The sequence below is a fragment of the Citrobacter sp. S-77 genome, from assembly GCF_963864895.1.
Lineage (GTDB): Bacteria > Pseudomonadota > Gammaproteobacteria > Enterobacterales > Enterobacteriaceae > Citrobacter > Citrobacter murliniae.
Window position 1 is genome coordinate 19,748 of record NZ_CAWLWU010000002.1, and the last position, 15,240, is coordinate 34,987.

The 15,240-nt window shown below is 53.6% G+C and carries 16 protein-coding genes and 1 riboswitch; of the genes, 8 read left to right on the plus strand and 8 right to left on the minus strand.

From position 1 onward, the window contains the following. The 5 genes from thiS to AACS05_RS00880 form a co-directional block, all read right to left on the minus strand. Complete coding sequence (gene thiS / locus AACS05_RS00860) at nucleotides 1-201, minus strand: sulfur carrier protein ThiS (RefSeq protein WP_045438358.1); 201 nt, start codon at nucleotides 199-201, stop codon at nucleotides 1-3. Continuing rightward, nucleotides 182-940 carry a thiazole biosynthesis adenylyltransferase ThiF gene (gene thiF, locus AACS05_RS00865; protein ID WP_045438360.1) on the minus strand — a complete coding sequence of 253 codons (759 nt, stop codon included), beginning with the start codon at nucleotides 938-940 and terminating at the stop codon, nucleotides 182-184. Before thiF ends, thiS begins: the two co-directional genes overlap by 20 nt. Continuing rightward, complete coding sequence (thiE, locus tag AACS05_RS00870; protein WP_045438362.1) at nucleotides 933-1,568, minus strand: thiamine phosphate synthase; 636 nt, start codon at nucleotides 1,566-1,568, stop codon at nucleotides 933-935. The genes thiF and thiE overlap by 8 nt, the downstream gene beginning before the upstream one ends. After that, entirely contained in the window at nucleotides 1,568-3,466 is a 1,899-nt protein-coding gene (gene thiC / locus AACS05_RS00875) for a phosphomethylpyrimidine synthase ThiC (protein WP_045438364.1), read from the minus strand. The genes thiE and thiC overlap by 1 nt, the downstream gene beginning before the upstream one ends. Nucleotides 3,467-3,553: 87 nt before the next feature. Beyond that, nucleotides 3,554-3,663, minus strand: a riboswitch (TPP riboswitch). Nucleotides 3,664-3,716: 53 nt separating this feature from the next. Continuing rightward, a complete protein-coding gene (locus AACS05_RS00880; protein WP_045438375.1) occupies nucleotides 3,717-4,205 on the minus strand; it encodes an Rsd/AlgQ family anti-sigma factor in 489 nt (162 codons plus the stop codon). A 95-nt stretch (nucleotides 4,206-4,300) separates the two neighbouring features. On the opposite strand from AACS05_RS00880, the gene nudC reads away from it, so the two are divergent. The 6 genes from nudC (at nucleotide 4,301) to AACS05_RS00910 (ending at nucleotide 8,665) form a co-directional block, all read left to right on the plus strand. Further along, complete coding sequence (gene nudC, locus AACS05_RS00885; RefSeq protein WP_045438378.1) at nucleotides 4,301-5,074, plus strand: NAD(+) diphosphatase; 774 nt, start codon at nucleotides 4,301-4,303, stop codon at nucleotides 5,072-5,074. Between the two features lie 49 nt (nucleotides 5,075-5,123). Next, complete coding sequence (gene hemE, locus AACS05_RS00890; RefSeq protein WP_045438381.1) at nucleotides 5,124-6,188, plus strand: uroporphyrinogen decarboxylase; 1,065 nt, start codon at nucleotides 5,124-5,126, stop codon at nucleotides 6,186-6,188. A gap of 9 nt (nucleotides 6,189-6,197) precedes the next feature. Continuing rightward, nucleotides 6,198-6,878 (plus strand): deoxyribonuclease V, encoded by a 681-nt coding sequence (gene nfi / locus AACS05_RS00895; RefSeq protein WP_045438385.1) that lies wholly within the window; start codon nucleotides 6,198-6,200, stop codon nucleotides 6,876-6,878. A gap of 33 nt (nucleotides 6,879-6,911) precedes the next feature. After that, complete coding sequence (locus tag AACS05_RS00900; RefSeq protein WP_003842015.1) at nucleotides 6,912-7,502, plus strand: YjaG family protein; 591 nt, start codon at nucleotides 6,912-6,914, stop codon at nucleotides 7,500-7,502. A 186-nt stretch (nucleotides 7,503-7,688) separates the two neighbouring features. Further along, nucleotides 7,689-7,961, plus strand: a complete 273-nt coding sequence (hupA, locus tag AACS05_RS00905; RefSeq protein ID WP_001044509.1) for a nucleoid-associated protein HU-alpha — start codon at nucleotides 7,689-7,691, stop codon at nucleotides 7,959-7,961. 11 nt (nucleotides 7,962-7,972) lie between these two features. After that, nucleotides 7,973-8,665 (plus strand): DUF1481 domain-containing protein, encoded by a 693-nt coding sequence (locus AACS05_RS00910; RefSeq protein ID WP_045449391.1) that lies wholly within the window; start codon nucleotides 7,973-7,975, stop codon nucleotides 8,663-8,665. A gap of 37 nt (nucleotides 8,666-8,702) precedes the next feature. Here AACS05_RS00910 and zraP read toward each other — a convergent pair whose 3' ends face one another. Beyond that, nucleotides 8,703-9,152, minus strand: a complete 450-nt coding sequence (gene zraP / locus AACS05_RS00915; RefSeq protein ID WP_045449394.1) for a zinc resistance sensor/chaperone ZraP — start codon at nucleotides 9,150-9,152, stop codon at nucleotides 8,703-8,705. A 263-nt stretch (nucleotides 9,153-9,415) separates the two neighbouring features. On the opposite strand from zraP, the gene zraS reads away from it, so the two are divergent. Together zraS and zraR are read left to right on the plus strand one after the other, a co-directional pair. After that, nucleotides 9,416-10,810: a two-component system sensor histidine kinase ZraS gene (gene zraS, locus AACS05_RS00920; protein WP_045438393.1), complete on the plus strand. Its 1,395-nt coding sequence runs from the start codon at nucleotides 9,416-9,418 to the stop codon at nucleotides 10,808-10,810. Continuing rightward, nucleotides 10,807-12,132, plus strand: a complete 1,326-nt coding sequence (gene zraR / locus AACS05_RS00925; protein WP_045438396.1) for a sigma-54-dependent response regulator transcription factor ZraR — start codon at nucleotides 10,807-10,809, stop codon at nucleotides 12,130-12,132. The genes zraS and zraR overlap by 4 nt, the downstream gene beginning before the upstream one ends. On the opposite strand, the gene purD is transcribed toward zraR, so the two are convergent. Further along, nucleotides 12,129-13,418 (minus strand): phosphoribosylamine--glycine ligase, encoded by a 1,290-nt coding sequence (gene purD / locus AACS05_RS00930; protein ID WP_045438406.1) that lies wholly within the window; start codon nucleotides 13,416-13,418, stop codon nucleotides 12,129-12,131. The genes zraR and purD overlap by 4 nt on opposite strands. A gap of 15 nt (nucleotides 13,419-13,433) precedes the next feature. Then, nucleotides 13,434-15,023: a bifunctional phosphoribosylaminoimidazolecarboxamide formyltransferase/IMP cyclohydrolase gene (gene purH / locus AACS05_RS00935; RefSeq protein ID WP_045438409.1), complete on the minus strand. Its 1,590-nt coding sequence runs from the start codon at nucleotides 15,021-15,023 to the stop codon at nucleotides 13,434-13,436. Between the last annotated feature and the right edge of the window lie 217 nt (nucleotides 15,024-15,240).

Below are 15,240 nucleotides of genomic sequence, written 5' to 3' on the forward strand. Positions count from 1 at the left end.
TCAACCCCCTGCTATAACCTGAAAAAGCAGGATCTGGTCGCCTTCCTGCACGATTTGCTGCTCCCACCGCTCGCGCGGCAGGATCTGTTGATTCAGCGCCAGCGCTGTACCGGGTTTAAGCTGATTAAGCTGAACCAGTAGGTTGCTGACGTTTTGTCCCTCGATACACTGTATAGGTTCATCATTGAACAGGATCTGCATGTTGCCCCCCACATACCTGACAACCGCTGGCACGACGCAGCGCCAGGCTGCGCCACTGGCTGGTTTTACCGTCAAACAGGCGTAATTCACCTGTGGGTGTTTCAATGCCGCTCAGCAATTTGATGGCTTCCAGTGCCTGCAACGTTCCCATTATTCCGACGACCGGACCGACAATGCCCGCAGTGCGACAATTGCGTTCCGGTTCCACATCATCTGGCCACAGGCAGCGGTAACAGCCCTGTTCCCAGGGGGGCGTGAGTACCATTAACTGACCGCCAAAACCGACCGCGCTGGCGGTGATGAGAGGCGTATTCAGCGCCACGCAGGCGGCGTTGATCTCCTGGCGGGTCGCCATGTTATCGGTACAGTCGAGCACCACGTCGGCATGTGCAACGGCATGTCTGAGGGCATCGCCCGTCAGACGCTGCTGTAATGCTACCAGTTCGATATCCGGGTTGAGCCGCGTCAGTCGTTGCTGCGCAGCCTGCGATTTTGACCGGGCGATATCATCGGTAGTGAACAGGATCTGGCGTTGCAGGTTGCTCAGATGCACATCGTCATCGTCAACCAGTACCAGTGTTCCTACGCCCGCACCCGCCAGATACAGCGCTGCGGGTGAACCTAATCCGCCTAAACCGATAATCAGCACGTGGCTTGCGTTGAGCTTTTGCTGGCCCTCAATGGCAATATCGCCCAGTAATATTTGGCGGCTGTAGCGCATAAAATCACGATCATTCATTGCCGACTCCCGCGATTCCGAGCAGTTGGGTCGTGGCAGCACGCCAGTTTGCGGCCTGAGTGATTGCACTAACCACGGCAATACTACCGACACCGGTAGCCAGCACTGCTGGCGCTCGTTCAAGGCTTATTCCGCCGATAGCGACGGTGGGGTAATCAGCCAGCCGCTTAATATGGTTCGTCAGTTGTGCCAGCCCCTGTGGGGAAGATGGCATCTGTTTGGTTTGCGTCGGAAAGACATGTCCTAGTGCGATGTAAGACGGGCGAACGGCGAGCGCCACGTCGATCTCCATATCATCGTGGGTCGACACACCAAGGCGCAAACCTGCAGCCTGAATAGCCTTCAGGTCGGTGGTTTCGAGGTCTTCCTGTCCCAGATGCACGCCGTAAGCCTGGTGTTTTACTGCCAGTCGCCAGTAGTCGTTGATAAACAGCCGGGCGTTGTAGCGCCGCCCCAGCGCAATGGCGGCAACCACGTCGGCTTCAACTTCTCCATCTCGCTTGTCTTTAATGCGCAGTTGGATCGTGCGCACGCCTGCTTCCAGTAGACGCTCAATCCACAACACGCTGTCGACGACCGGGTAAAGGCCGAGACGAAAAGGCACCGTAGGAAAATCAGGCTGATACATCACGCTTCCTCCTTTTTCAGGTAGATTTCGCCACCTTTGGCGCGGAAGTTTTCTGACATATCGGCCATGCCGACTTCAATGGTTTGCGCGGCGGCGTAGTCGCGAACTTCCTGGCTGATTTTCATTGAGCAGAATTTCGGTCCGCACATCGAGCAGAAGTGGGCGACTTTGCCTGACTCCTGCGGCAGGGTTTCATCGTGATAGGCGCGGGCGGTGAATGGGTCGAGTGCCAGATTAAACTGGTCTTCCCAGCGGAATTCAAAGCGTGCTTTCGACATGGCGTTATCGCGGATTTGCGCACCAGGATGGCCTTTGGCTAAATCAGCGGCGTGCGCGGCAATCTTGTAGGTGATTAGCCCCTGCTTTACATCCTCTTTGTTCGGCAGGCCGAGATGCTCCTTCGGCGTGACGTAACAGAGCATCGCACATCCGAACCAGCCAATCATCGCGGCGCCAATGCCGGAGGTGAAGTGGTCATAACCTGGCGCGATATCGGTGGTCAACGGTCCTAAGGTGTAGAACGGCGCTTCATGGCAGTGTTCAAGCTCTTCGGTCATATTGCGTTGGATCATCTGCATCGGTACATGGCCCGGGCCTTCAATCATCACCTGTACGTCATATTCCCAGGCAATTTTGGTCAGTTCTCCCAGCGTATGCAGCTCGGAGAATTGCGCCTCGTCGTTGGCATCCTGAATCGAGCCAGGACGCAGGCCGTCGCCTAATGAGAGCGAAACATCATAGGCGGCGCAGATTTCGCAAATTTCGCGGAAGTGCTCAAACAGGAAGTTCTCTTTGTGATGCGAAAGACACCATTTCGCCATAATTGAACCGCCGCGCGAAACAATCCCGGTCAGACGTTTGGCGGTCATTGGTACGTAGCGCAGCAGCACGCCTGCGTGGATGGTGAAGTAGTCGACGCCCTGTTCTGCCTGCTCCAGCAGTGTGTCGCGGAACGCTTCCCAGGTCAGATCTTCGGCGATCCCGTTGACCTTCTCCAGCGCCTGGTAGATCGGTACGGTACCGATTGGTACCGGGCTGTTACGCAGGATCCATTCGCGAGTTTCGTGAATATAGCGACCTGTAGAAAGGTCCATCACCGTATCCGCCCCCCAGCGTGTAGACCACACCAGTTTTTCGACCTCTTCTTCGATGGAAGAGGTGACCGCTGAGTTGCCGATATTGGCGTTGACCTTCACCAGAAAATTGCGGCCGATAATCATCGGTTCCGATTCCGGGTGGTTGATGTTGGCAGGTATGATGGCGCGTCCGGCGGCGACTTCATCACGCACAAATTCCGGCGTGATATTTTCTGGCAGGCGTGCGCCAAAGCTCATCCCCGGGTGCTGGTGGCGTAACACTTCACTACGAATACGCTCGCGGCCCATGTTTTCGCGGATAGCGATAAACTCCATCTCAGGGGTGACGATCCCTTGACGGGCGTAGTGTAGTTGCGTGACGCGCTTACCGGCTTTGGCGCGCTTTGGCGTCAGCAGGCCTGTGAAGCGTAACTCGTCAAGGCCATCATCGGCCAGACGTTGTTTGGTGTACGCCGAGCTGCGGTCATTAAGCTCTTCGCTGTCGTTACGTGCTGCAATCCATGGCTGGCGCAGCTTTGCCAGGCCCCTCTGGACATTAATCGCCACATCCGGATCGCCGTACGGGCCGGAGGTATCGTACACCGGTACAGCTTCGTTATCTTCAAACTGCGGATTGTCTTTCGAACCGCCGGTCAGCGTCGGACTAAGCTGGATTTCACGCATCGGAATACGGATATCCGGCTGCGAACCGGTGATGTAGATGCGTTTCGAGTTAGGAAAGGCGGTTCCTTCCAGGGTATCGATAAAGTGTTGGGCCTGGGCGCGCTGTTCGCGACGTGATGGTTTAGTAGTGGCAGACATAGCTCATTCCAAAAAAAGTAAGGATATGGCTTGTCAGACGACGGATTGAGTAATGGATGCGCGCCGCCTGTGAAGGCAGCAGCATAAAGCTGAATTACTCTTGTTCCCTTCGCAGGTATTAGCCTGATCAGGTTCCGCGGATCCCGAATTAACGGTCTCAGCCTACGCTTTCACGTAAGGCACTCCGACAAGAAGCAACCTCTGATGATTAGAGGTAATGAATGTAAACTACTCGTTAATGCTGCAGATCTCAAGCAGGACGTTTGATCATGGCATTGTCATGCATCGCGTCAAACACCAGCATAATCAGCTTATCTTCCAGCACAAACCGGGCTTCCAGTGCCTCGCCAAGATCGGACAAAGCCTTTTGAAATTCAAGGAAGTTGTCATGATCAATCGCGGTTTCCAGGCTGGAATCATAATAGTCCATGATCAGCTGCGTATTGGCTTCCAGTGATGGCCAAATTTTTGTTGCTTTTAAAAGCTGCCCGTTCCCTTCCAATTTATGGAGAATACGTTCATAAATACTGAAGTGTCCGGTGGATAGGTAATCGACCAGGCTTTGACAAAAATCATCCAGCGCTTTTTCATTGAGCCGCATGTACGATTCTTTGCCAGGCTTAATGCCAACCAGATTGTAGTAAGCCACGAGCAGGTGCTTACGTACATGTAGCCAGCGATCAACCAGTTTATTACTTCCTCCGACGTGCTCCGTCAGGCTTTCCAGCTGGTTTAGCATGATTGACTCCGCAAGTGATGTTTAAGAACTGCTCGCCCATAAATGTAAAAATAATGTAAACAACATGCCTGTGAAGCAAAGGTTGCGCAAGAGATATGGATCGTATAATTGAAAAATTAGACAGCGGCTGGTGGATTGTCAGCCATGAGCAAAAAATTTGGCTACCTCGCGGAGAGCTGCCATATGGTGAAGCGGCAAATTTTGATCTTGTAGGACAGCGCGCACTGCCGATCGGCGAATGGGAAGGGGATACGGTCTGGCTGGTGCAGCAGCAGCGACGGCATGATATGGGCTCGGTGCGTCAGGTTATCGATCAGGATGTAGGCTTGTTTCAACTGGCCGGACGCGGTGTGCAACTGGCGGAGTTCTATCGCTCGCACAAATTCTGCGGTTACTGCGGCCATGCTATGTACCCGAGTAAAACCGAATGGGCGATGCTGTGCAGCCACTGCCGTGAACGCTACTACCCACAAATTGCGCCCTGTATTATCGTTGCTATCCGCCGTGATGACAGCCTTCTTCTTGCCCAGCATGTTCGCCATCGCAATGGCGTGCATACCGTGCTGGCGGGTTTTGTCGAAGTGGGGGAAACATTAGAACAGGCGGTAGCACGTGAAGTGATGGAAGAGAGCGGTATCAAGGTGAAGAACCTGCGCTACGTCACCTCCCAACCGTGGCCGTTTCCGCAGTCGTTGATGACCGCATTTATGGCAGAGTACGACAGTGGCGAGATTGTAATCGACCCGAAAGAGCTGTTGGAAGCGAACTGGTATCGCTACGATGATTTACCGCTTCTTCCCCCGCCGGGAACCGTTGCGCGTCGACTGATCGAAGATACCGTCGCGATGTGTCGGGCCGAGTACGAGTAAACTTCGAGTAGTGATACACTGGCGGTCTGACGCTATAAGGAATATAAAAATGACCGAACTGAAGAACGATCGTTACCTGCGTGCGCTGCTGCGCCAGCCCGTTGATGTCACTCCAGTATGGATGATGCGCCAGGCGGGCCGCTATTTGCCGGAGTACAAAGCCACCCGAGCACAGGCGGGCGATTTTATGTCGCTGTGCAAAAATGCCGAGCTGGCATGTGAAGTGACGCTACAGCCGTTGCGCAGATATAAACTCGATGCGGCGATCCTCTTTTCGGACATTCTGACTATTCCGGATGCAATGGGGCTTGGTCTCCATTTTGAAGCCGGTGAAGGTCCACGTTTTACCTCGCCAATTACCTGTAAAGCCGATGTTGATAAATTGCCGATTCCGGATCCTGAAGGTGAATTGGGATACGTTATGAATGCGGTACGTACTATTCGCCGTGAACTGAAGGGCGAAGTGCCGCTGATCGGCTTCTCCGGTAGCCCGTGGACGCTGGCAACCTATATGGTAGAGGGCGGCAGCAGCAAAGCCTTCACCGTGATTAAAAAGATGATGTACGCCGACCCTAAGGCTCTGCATCTGCTGCTTGATAAGTTGGCGAAAAGCGTCACCTTGTACCTGAACGCACAGATCAAAGCGGGTGCGCAGTCGGTGATGATCTTCGACACCTGGGGCGGTGTGTTGACCGGGCGTGATTATCAGCAGTTCTCTCTCTACTACATGCACAAAATTGTTGATGGCTTGCTGCGTGAAAACGAAGGTCGCCGCGTGCCGGTAACGCTGTTCACTAAAGGCGGTGGACAGTGGCTGGAAGCGATGGCGGAAACCGGTTGTGATGCATTAGGTCTCGACTGGACGACGGATATTGCTGATGCGCGTCGTCGTGTTGGTCATAACGTGGCGCTGCAGGGCAATATGGACCCGTCCATGCTGTATGCGCCGCCAGCTCGTATCGAAGAAGAGGTGGCGACCATTCTCGCTGGGTTTGGTCAGGGCGAAGGGCACGTCTTTAACCTTGGTCACGGTATTCACCAGGACGTGCCGCCAGAGCATGCGGGTGTCTTCGTGGAGGCGGTGCATCGCTTGTCCGAACAGTACCACCGCTAAGGAATCAGCATGGATCTCGCGTCGCTGCGCGCAAAACAGCTTGAACTGGCTTCTTCGGTGATCCGGGAGGATCGCCTTGAGAACGATCCGCCGGATCTGATCGGTGGGGCGGATGTTGGGTTTGAGCAGGGCGGTGAAGTGACGCGAGCCGCGATGGTCTTGCTGAAATACCCCACGCTTGAGCTGGTTGAATACAAGGTGGCGCGTATCGCCACCACCATGCCGTATATCCCCGGTTTTCTCTCTTTTCGTGAAACTCCCGCACTAATGGCGGCGTGGCAGCTTTTATCACAAAAGCCGGATCTGCTGTTTGTGGACGGACACGGGATTTCCCATCCTCGCCGTCTGGGTGTCGCCAGCCATTTTGGTCTGCTGGTGGATGTGCCGACAATTGGTGTGGCGAAAAAGCGACTGTGCGGTAAATTTGAACCGCTTGCCGCTGAACCTGGTGCCTTATCTCCGCTACTGGATAACGGTGAGCAGCTGGCATGGGTCTGGCGTAGCAAAGCACGCTGTAATCCACTGTTTATCTCTACTGGTCATCGCGTGGGCATGGACAGCGCGTTGGCGTGGGTGCAGCGCTGTATGAACGGCTATCGTCTGCCGGAACCGACTCGCTGGGCGGATGCGGTAGCATCGGAACGCCCGGCATTTTCGCGGCTTGCAGCAAAAACACCCCATATCGGGTAAACTGCCGCTAATTTCCGTATTTGAGAACTCAACATGTTACAAAATCCGATTCATTTGCGCCTGGAGAAGCTGGAAAGCTGGCAGCACGTCACTTTTATGGCATGCCTGTGCGAGCGCATGTACCCAAACTACGCCATGTTCTGTAAGCAAACTGAGTTTGGCGATGGGCAAATTTACCGCCGAATTCTGGATTTGATTTGGGAAGCGCTGACGGTCAAAGATGCAAAAATCAACTTTGACAGCCAACTGGAGAAGTTTGAAGAGGCTATCCCGTCGGCAGATGATTACGATCTGTACGGCGTTTATCCGGCAATTGATGCTTGCGTGGCATTAAGTGAATTGATGCACTCACGTTTGAGTGGTGAAACTCTCGAGCACGCGATTGAAGTCAGTAAAGCTTCGATCACGACGGTCGCGATGCTGGAAATGACTCAGGCTGGTCGCGAAATGACCGATGAAGAGCTGAAAGAAAACCCTGCCGTTGAACAAGAATGGGATATTCAGTGGGAAATATTCCGACTTTTGGCCGACTGTGAAGAACGCGATATTGAACTGATAAAAGGGCTGCGTGCAGACCTGCGCGAGGCTGGCGAGAGCAATATTGGTATAAATTTTCAGCAATGACACAACAAAACGTGATTTAACGCCTGATTTGTCGTGCCTGAAGGCTTCCCATCCGCCCCCGGTCTGGTCTACATTTGGGGGGCGAAAAAAAGTGGCTATCGGTGCGTGTATGCAGGAGAGTGCTTTTTTGGCATTTCCGTCGCACTCGATGCTTAGCAAGCGATAAACACATTGTAAGGATAACTTATGAACAAGACTCAACTGATTGATGTAATTGCAGACAAAGCAGAACTGTCTAAAACCCAGGCTAAAGCTGCTCTGGAATCCACTCTGGCTGCTATTACTGAGTCTCTGAAAGAAGGCGATGCTGTACAACTGGTTGGTTTCGGTACCTTCAAAGTGAACCACCGCGCTGAGCGCACTGGCCGCAACCCGCAGACCGGTAAAGAAATCAAAATCGCCGCAGCTAACGTACCGGCATTTGTTTCTGGTAAAGCACTGAAAGACGCGGTTAAGTAATTCGCGTGGCAGTGAACAGTTTTAACGAAGGGGCGGTTTCGCCCCTTTTGTCCATCTGGCGTCATACGCTTTGGCTTTCAGGTGTTCTGTTGCTGTCAGCCTGCAGTCGCCATTCTGAGCTTCCTCCGTTCACGGCCAGCGGCTATGTTGGCGATCAGGGGGCGGTGCGTGTCTGGCGTAAAGATTCCAGTGACGATGTTCACTTGCTCTCGGTATTTAGTCCGTGGCGTAAAGGCGAGACCACCACCAGTGAATACCGCTGGCAGGGTGATTCGCTCTCTCTGATAGAACTTAATGTATACAGCAAGCCGCCGGAGCATATTCGCATACGCTTCGATGACCGGGGCGAGCTGAGTTTCATGCAGCGTGAAGTTGACGGGCAAAAGCAGCAGCTTTCCAGCGATCAAATAGCGCTCTACCGCTACCGTGCCGATCAAATCCGCCAGACCAGCGACGCGTTGCGTCAGGGGCGTGTTGTATTACGTCAGGGACGCTGGCATGCGAATAACACGGTCACCACCTGCGAGGGCGAGACAATTAAGCCCGACTTAGATTCATGGGCAATAAACCATATTGAGCGCCGCCAGAGCCATTCATCGGTAGATGTAAGCGTTGCCTGGCTGGAAGCGCCAGAAGGATCTCAGCTATTGCTGGTCGCCAATGAGGATTTTTGTCACTGGCAACCTAAAGCCAAGACCTTCTGAAAACCTGGACCGTAAGCCGTCATTCGGCAGACTACGCTTACCAGTGACCCATTCCCATATGACCACCGCCGCGATGGTTACCGCCACCACCACATCCGCCGTAACCCATTCCGGCTGCGCGAGGTACACCCGCCTGCGCCATCGCGACATCCCGCTTAACACGCTGCTCGTCGAGTGACTGATTCAGAGACTCCATCTCTTTTGCCACTGCATTAATTTTTGCAGTATCCGGCGAGCTGGCGGTTAACAACGCATTGTATTCGTAACGTTTGGAAACCAGCTGTTGGCGTAATGCGCTGGTCTGCGTGTAGTAATCGTCATATATTTTTTGGGCGGCAGTCTGCTGTTCAGTGGTCATTGGAATTCCGCCCTGTTGTGACATCCCATTACCATTGCCCCAGTGATGTTGTGCTAACGCTGAGGTGGAGCCCAAAGCCATAAGAGAGAGCGCGAGCAGCGCCAGACCCATTTTGTTATTCCGTTTCATCATTTGTTCTCCTGTTGGTTATCTTATTTTCTCTATTGCATCTTCCGTGCCAGCCTGCGGATCCCCACGCTACGGGTGCCGTTCAGATATTTGCCCGCTGGAAGTGAGTAAAAATGACTCGTCGGAACGTCCCGGTGGGTCATTTTTACCCACTACTTTCAATTGTTTGTGCCGAAGGGCTGGGTTATCAGGGAGAAAAAATGGCATGATTTCTGCTGTATACCTGAAACGAAGCAAGGTAACGGTGGTGAAAGGGAGAACGTATGCGTTTATATAAGGATACGGCGGCAAAGTGGCTGAGCAGACTATTGCCGGCGGCAATCCTGATATTGGTCGGCTGGTTTTCTATTATGACCATTCGGGACTATGGTCGGGAAAGCGACGCCGCCCGGCAAACGTTACTGGAAAAAGGGAGTGTGCTGATCCGCGCCCTTGAGTCTGGTACGCGTGTGGGAATGGGAATGCGTATGCATCATGCTCAGCAACAAACGTTGCTGGAGGAAATGGCGGTGCAACCGGGGGTGCTATGGTTTGCTGTCGTAGACACGCATGGCACCATCATTACGCACAGTAATTCCGCGATGGTTGGCAAAACACTCTATTCGCCAGATGTGCTGCGAGAGCTAAATTCTGGGGAACAGGAACGCTGGCGGCGTATCGATATACCGGCCGATGACGGCGAAAAAATGCCGGTACTGGAAATTTATCGCCAGTTCCAGCCGATGTATGGTCCAGGAAGACACGGCATGGCGCGCTGTGACGGTAATGACGAGCACAGTAATACGCCTGAGCAAACCATTTTTATCGCCTTTGATGCCAGCGATCTGGCGGCAACGCAGGCCAGAGAGTGGCGTAATACACTGATTGTCCTTTCTGCGCTGGCGGCCGTGCTGCTGGCAACTGTGCTGACATTTTTCTGGTATCAGCGCTATCAGCGTTCGTATAAAGAATTGCAGGATGCGATGAAGCGCAAAGAAAAATTGATGGCGCTCGGACATCTGGCGGCAGGGGTAGCGCATGAAATTCGTAACCCACTGTCTTCCATCAAAGGATTAGCGAAGTATTTTGCCGAACGTACGCCAGCGGGGGGGGAGTCGCATGAACTGGCACAAGTGATGGCGAAAGAGGCAGACCGTTTAAACCGGGTGGTGAGTGAACTGCTGGAGCTGGTGAAGCCTGCTCATCTGACGCTGCAAAAGGTGGATCTTAATGAGGTCATCAACCACTCCCTGCATCTGGTCAGCCAGGATGCCCTAAGTCGGGAAATCCAGCTGCAGTTTACAGCAGACACCTCTTTACCGGCTATTCAGGCTGATCCTGATCGGCTCACGCAGGTCCTGCTGAATCTGTACCTGAACGCCATTCATGCCATTGGCCATCAGGGTACGATTACGGTTGAGGTGAGTGAAAGTAGTGCCGATCGGGTTAAAATTGTGGTGACTGATAGCGGAAAGGGTATTGCGCCCGAACAGCTGGAGGCCATTTTTACGCCTTATTTCACGACGAAAGCCGACGGTACTGGTCTGGGGCTGGCGGTGGTGCAAAACATCATTGAACAGCATGGCGGAACCATTCAGGTGACAAGTATTGAGGGCAAAGGCGCGGTCTTTACTCTCTGGCTGCCGATCAAAGCGAAACAACAGGACAGACAAGGATGACTCACGGACAAATCGATATTCTGGTTGTGGATGATGACATTAGTCACTGCACGATTTTACAGGCGCTGCTTCGCGGCTGGGGCTATAACGTATCACTGGCCTATAGTGGCCGGGAGGCGCTGGAGCAGGTGCGTGAACACGTTTTTGATCTGGTGCTGTGCGATGTGCGTATGGCAGAGATGGATGGCATCGAAACGCTGAAAGAGATAAAAGTCCTGAATCCGGCGATACCTATTTTGATTATGACCGCATTTTCCAGCGTCGAAACGGCGGTGGAAGCACTCAAAGCCGGGGCGCTGGACTATTTAATTAAGCCATTGGACTTTGACCGACTGCAGGAGACGCTGGAAAAGTCGCTGGCGCATACGCGGGATACCACCGTTGAATCGCTTTCGGCTCCGGCTTCGCAGTTTGGCATGATTGGCAGAAGTCCGGTGATGCAGCAACTGCTTAATGAGATTGCGATGGTGGCACCGTCGGATGCCACAGTGCTGATTCATGGAGACTCCGGGACGGGGAAAGAATTGGTTGCCCGTGCGCTGCATGCCAGTAGCGCACGTTGTAATAAACCGCTGGTGACGCTGAACTGCGCGGCACTCAATGAATCCCTGCTGGAGTCTGAACTGTTTGGTCATGAAAAAGGGGCGTTTACGGGGGCCGACAAACGGCGGGAAGGTCGCTTTGTGGAAGCCGACGGTGGCACGTTATTTCTCGATGAAATTGGCGATATTTCACCGCTGATGCAGGTGCGTCTGCTACGGGCGATTCAGGAACGCGAAGTTCAACGTGTGGGCAGCAACCAGACTCTTGCTGTCGATGTCCGGCTGATAGCTGCGACGCACCGCGATTTAGCACAAGAGGTCAATGCCGGGCGTTTTCGTCAGGATCTCTACTACCGGCTGAATGTGGTCACCATTGAAATGCCCGCGCTTCGTCAGCGTAGGGAAGATATTCCGTTGCTGGCGGAACATTTTTTGCAGCATTTTGCGCAGCGTAACCGCAAAGCGGTGAAAGGCTTTACCCCACAGGCTATGGATCTGTTGATCCACTATGACTGGCCGGGGAATATTCGCGAACTGGAAAACGCCATTGAACGGGCAGTGGTTCTGCTGACGGGGGAATATATCTCTGAGCGTGAGCTGCCGATGGCAATTGCCGCGACGCCGATAAAAGCAGAAAGCAGTCTGGAGATTCAACCGCTGGTGGATGTCGAAAAAGAGGTTATTCTGGCGGCGCTGGAAAAAACGGGCGGCAACAAAACTGAAGCCGCCCGTCAGTTAGGGATCACGCGTAAAACGCTGTTGGCGAAAATTTCGCGTTAGCGTTGCTCGCGCTCGATAGCGCGCCAGCCAATGTCGTTACGGCTAAAGCTGCCATCCCAGTGGATATCGGTCATTAAGGCGTAAGCGCGTTTCTGCGCTTCGGCCACGGTATACCCCAGTGCGGTGGCACACAGGACGCGACCACCGTTGGTCAGCACGCGATCGTCATCAGACAGTTTCGTGCCCGCATGGAATACTTTACCGCCTTCAATTTCTTCCAGCGGCAGGCCGTGGATCTCATCACCGGTATTGTAGTTGCCAGGATAACCGCCTGCAGCAATAACCACGCCCAGAGATGCACGCTCGTCCCACTCGGAGGTTTTCTCATCCAGTTTACCGTCGCAGGCGGCGAGGCACAGGTCAACCAGGTCTGATTTCATGCGCAACATGATCGGCTGAGTTTCCGGGTCGCCAAAGCGGCAGTTGAACTCGATAACTTTCGGGTTGCCTTGTTTGTCGATCATCAGACCGGCGTACAGGAAACCGGTGTAGGTGTTACCTTCCGCCGCCATCCCTTTCACAGTCGGCCAGATGATCCGTTCCATCGTGCGCTGGTGAACCTCGTCAGTCACTACCGGGGCCGGAGAGTAAGCCCCCATACCGCCAGTGTTCGGGCCAGTATCGCCATTGCCTACGCGTTTGTGGTCCTGGCTGGTAGCCATCGGTAGTACGTGCTCACCGTCAACCATCACGATAAAGCTCGCTTCTTCACCGTCAAGAAACTCCTCGATTACGATGCGGTGACCGGCATCGCCAAAAGCGTTGCCTGCCAGCATATCGTGCACAGCGGCTTCAGCTTCCTCCAGCGTCATCGCCACGATAACGCCTTTACCGGCAGCCAGACCGTCGGCCTTGATGACAATCGGTGCGCCTTTCTCACGCAGATACGCCAGTGCAGACTCGATTTCGGTGAAGTTCTGGTACTCCGCCGTCGGGATGTGATGACGGGCGAGGAAATCTTTAGTGAACGCTTTGGAGCCTTCAAGCTGCGCGGCACCTTCGGTTGGGCCAAAGATCTTCAGACCAGCAGCACGGAAAGCATCGACAACGCCAATCACCAGCGGCGCTTCCGGGCCAACGATAGTCAGATCAATTTTCTCGTTCTGGGCGAAGCTCAGCAAAGCCGGAATATCGGTAACATTGATCGCTACGTTTTGCAGTGTGGGCTCTAGCGCGGTACCCGCATTGCCCGGTGCAACAAAAACGGTATTAACCAATGGAGATTGTGCAGCTTTCCAGGCCAGGGCGTGCTCACGTCCACCGTTGCCAATAACTAATACTTTCATCGTCTGCTCCGTGGATTAATGGCGGAAATGGCGCATATCGGTAAAGATCATTGCAATGCCGTGTTCATCGGCGGCAGCAATTACCTCATCATCACGAATGGAACCGCCTGGCTGGATCACACAGCTCACACCAACGGCGGCAGCGGCATCAATACCATCACGGAACGGGAAGAAGGCGTCAGATGCCATCGCGGAGCCTTTTACTTCCAGTCCTTCGTCGGCAGCTTTAATCCCGGCGATCTTCGCAGAGTAAACACGGCTCATCTGACCTGCACCTATGCCGATGGTCATGTTCTCTTTGGCGTAGACAATGGCGTTAGACTTGACGAATTTCGCGACTTTCCAGCAGAACAACGCATCACGCAGTTCTTGTTCGGTAGGCTGACGTTTGCTCACCACGCGCAGTTCACCTTCGGTGACCATACCCAGGTCGCGATCCTGAACCAGCAGGCCGCCGTTAACGCGTTTGAAATCCAGCCCCGGCACACGCTGTGCCCATTGACCACAGGTCAGGACGCGAACGTTCTGCTTAGCGGCGGTGATTTTCAGTGCGTCTGCAGTGGCTGACGGGGCGATGATCACTTCAACAAACTGACGGGAGATGATGGCTTGTGCCGTTTCTGCATCCAGTTCGCGGTTAAAGGCAATGATGCCGCCGAACGCGGAGGTCGGGTCAGTTTTGTACGCGCGGTCGTAGGCGTCGAGAATAGAAGTATTTACTGCCACGCCGCACGGGTTGGCGTGCTTAACGATAACACAGGCTGGCTCATTGAACTCTTTTACGCATTCCAGCGCCGCGTCAGTATCAGCGATGTTGTTATAGGAAAGCGCTTTACCTTGTACCTGTTGTGCGGTAGCTACAGAAGCTTCTTTTACATTCTCTTCTATATAGAAGGCTGCCTGCTGGTGGCTGTTCTCGCCGTAGCGCATATCCTGCTTCTTAATGAAGTTCAGGTTCAGAGTACGCGGGAAGCGTCCAGCGGCTTCTTTGCTTTCACCGTGATAGGCCGGAACCATGCTGCCGAAGTAGTTGGCAATCATGCTGTCGTAAGCGGCGGTGTGTTCGAAGGCTTTGATGGCGAGATCGAAACGGGTATTGAGAGTCAGTGAGCCGTCGTTGGCATCCATCTCTTTAATAATGGCGTCGTAGTCGTTGCTCTTTACCACGATAGCAACGTCTTTATGGTTCTTGGCGGCAGAGCGCACCATGGTCGGGCCGCCGATATCAATGTTTTCTACAGCATCTTCCAGCGAGCAGCCTTCACGAGCGACGGTCTCGGCGAACGGATACAGGTTAACGACAACCATATCGATAGGTGCAATACCGTGTTGTTCCATTATCCCGTCATCCTGGCCGCGACGACCCAGAATGCCGCCGTGTACTTTTGGATGCAGGGTTTTCACACGTCCATCCATCATTTCCGGGAAGCCGGTGTAATCGGAAACTTCGGTCACTGGCAGACCTTTCTCTGCTAACAGGCGAGCGGTGCCGCCTGTAGACAGCAGTTCCACACCGCGTGCGGAAAGTGCCTGAGCGAATTCGATAATACCTGCTTTGTCAGAAACACTGAGCAGAGCGCGGCGGACTGGACGACGTTGTTGCATGGTAAATCCCCTGGATTTGACTATAACAGAGAGCGTTAGCTGAGTTTTTGCGTAAAAACTCAGCTAACGCCCCTTACGGGGCATCCTTGTTTTGCCGCAGCATTGTAACGAAAACGTTTGCGCAACGCTCGCGAATTTTTCTTATTCAATATTTACCCTTATTTTGCCAACTAAAGATCGCATTTACAGGGAGAGGATCGCCGAAATGATCGTGCTG

Bases quoted from the DNA above. Each gene is read 5' to 3' on its own strand.
- thiS (WP_045438358.1), bottom strand. From the start codon at position 201: ATGCAGATCCTGTTCAATGATGAACCTATACAGTGTATCGAGGGACAA.
- thiF (WP_045438360.1), bottom strand. From the start codon at position 940: ATGAATGATCGTGATTTTATGCGCTACAGCCGCCAAATATTACTGGGC.
- thiE (WP_045438362.1), bottom strand. From the start codon at position 1,568: ATGTATCAGCCTGATTTTCCTACGGTGCCTTTTCGTCTCGGCCTTTAC.
- thiC (WP_045438364.1), bottom strand. From the start codon at position 3,466: ATGTCTGCCACTACTAAACCATCACGTCGCGAACAGCGCGCCCAGGCC.
- AACS05_RS00880 (WP_045438375.1), bottom strand. From the start codon at position 4,205: ATGCTAAACCAGCTGGAAAGCCTGACGGAGCACGTCGGAGGAAGTAAT.
- nudC (WP_045438378.1), top strand. From the start codon at position 4,301: ATGGATCGTATAATTGAAAAATTAGACAGCGGCTGGTGGATTGTCAGC.
- hemE (WP_045438381.1), top strand. From the start codon at position 5,124: ATGACCGAACTGAAGAACGATCGTTACCTGCGTGCGCTGCTGCGCCAG.
- nfi (WP_045438385.1), top strand. From the start codon at position 6,198: ATGGATCTCGCGTCGCTGCGCGCAAAACAGCTTGAACTGGCTTCTTCG.
- AACS05_RS00900 (WP_003842015.1), top strand. From the start codon at position 6,912: ATGTTACAAAATCCGATTCATTTGCGCCTGGAGAAGCTGGAAAGCTGG.
- hupA (WP_001044509.1), top strand. From the start codon at position 7,689: ATGAACAAGACTCAACTGATTGATGTAATTGCAGACAAAGCAGAACTG.
- zraP (WP_045449394.1), bottom strand. From the start codon at position 9,152: ATGAAACGGAATAACAAAATGGGTCTGGCGCTGCTCGCGCTCTCTCTT.
- zraS (WP_045438393.1), top strand. From the start codon at position 9,416: ATGCGTTTATATAAGGATACGGCGGCAAAGTGGCTGAGCAGACTATTG.
- zraR (WP_045438396.1), top strand. From the start codon at position 10,807: ATGACTCACGGACAAATCGATATTCTGGTTGTGGATGATGACATTAGT.
- purD (WP_045438406.1), bottom strand. From the start codon at position 13,418: ATGAAAGTATTAGTTATTGGCAACGGTGGACGTGAGCACGCCCTGGCC.
- purH (WP_045438409.1), bottom strand. From the start codon at position 15,023: ATGCAACAACGTCGTCCAGTCCGCCGCGCTCTGCTCAGTGTTTCTGAC.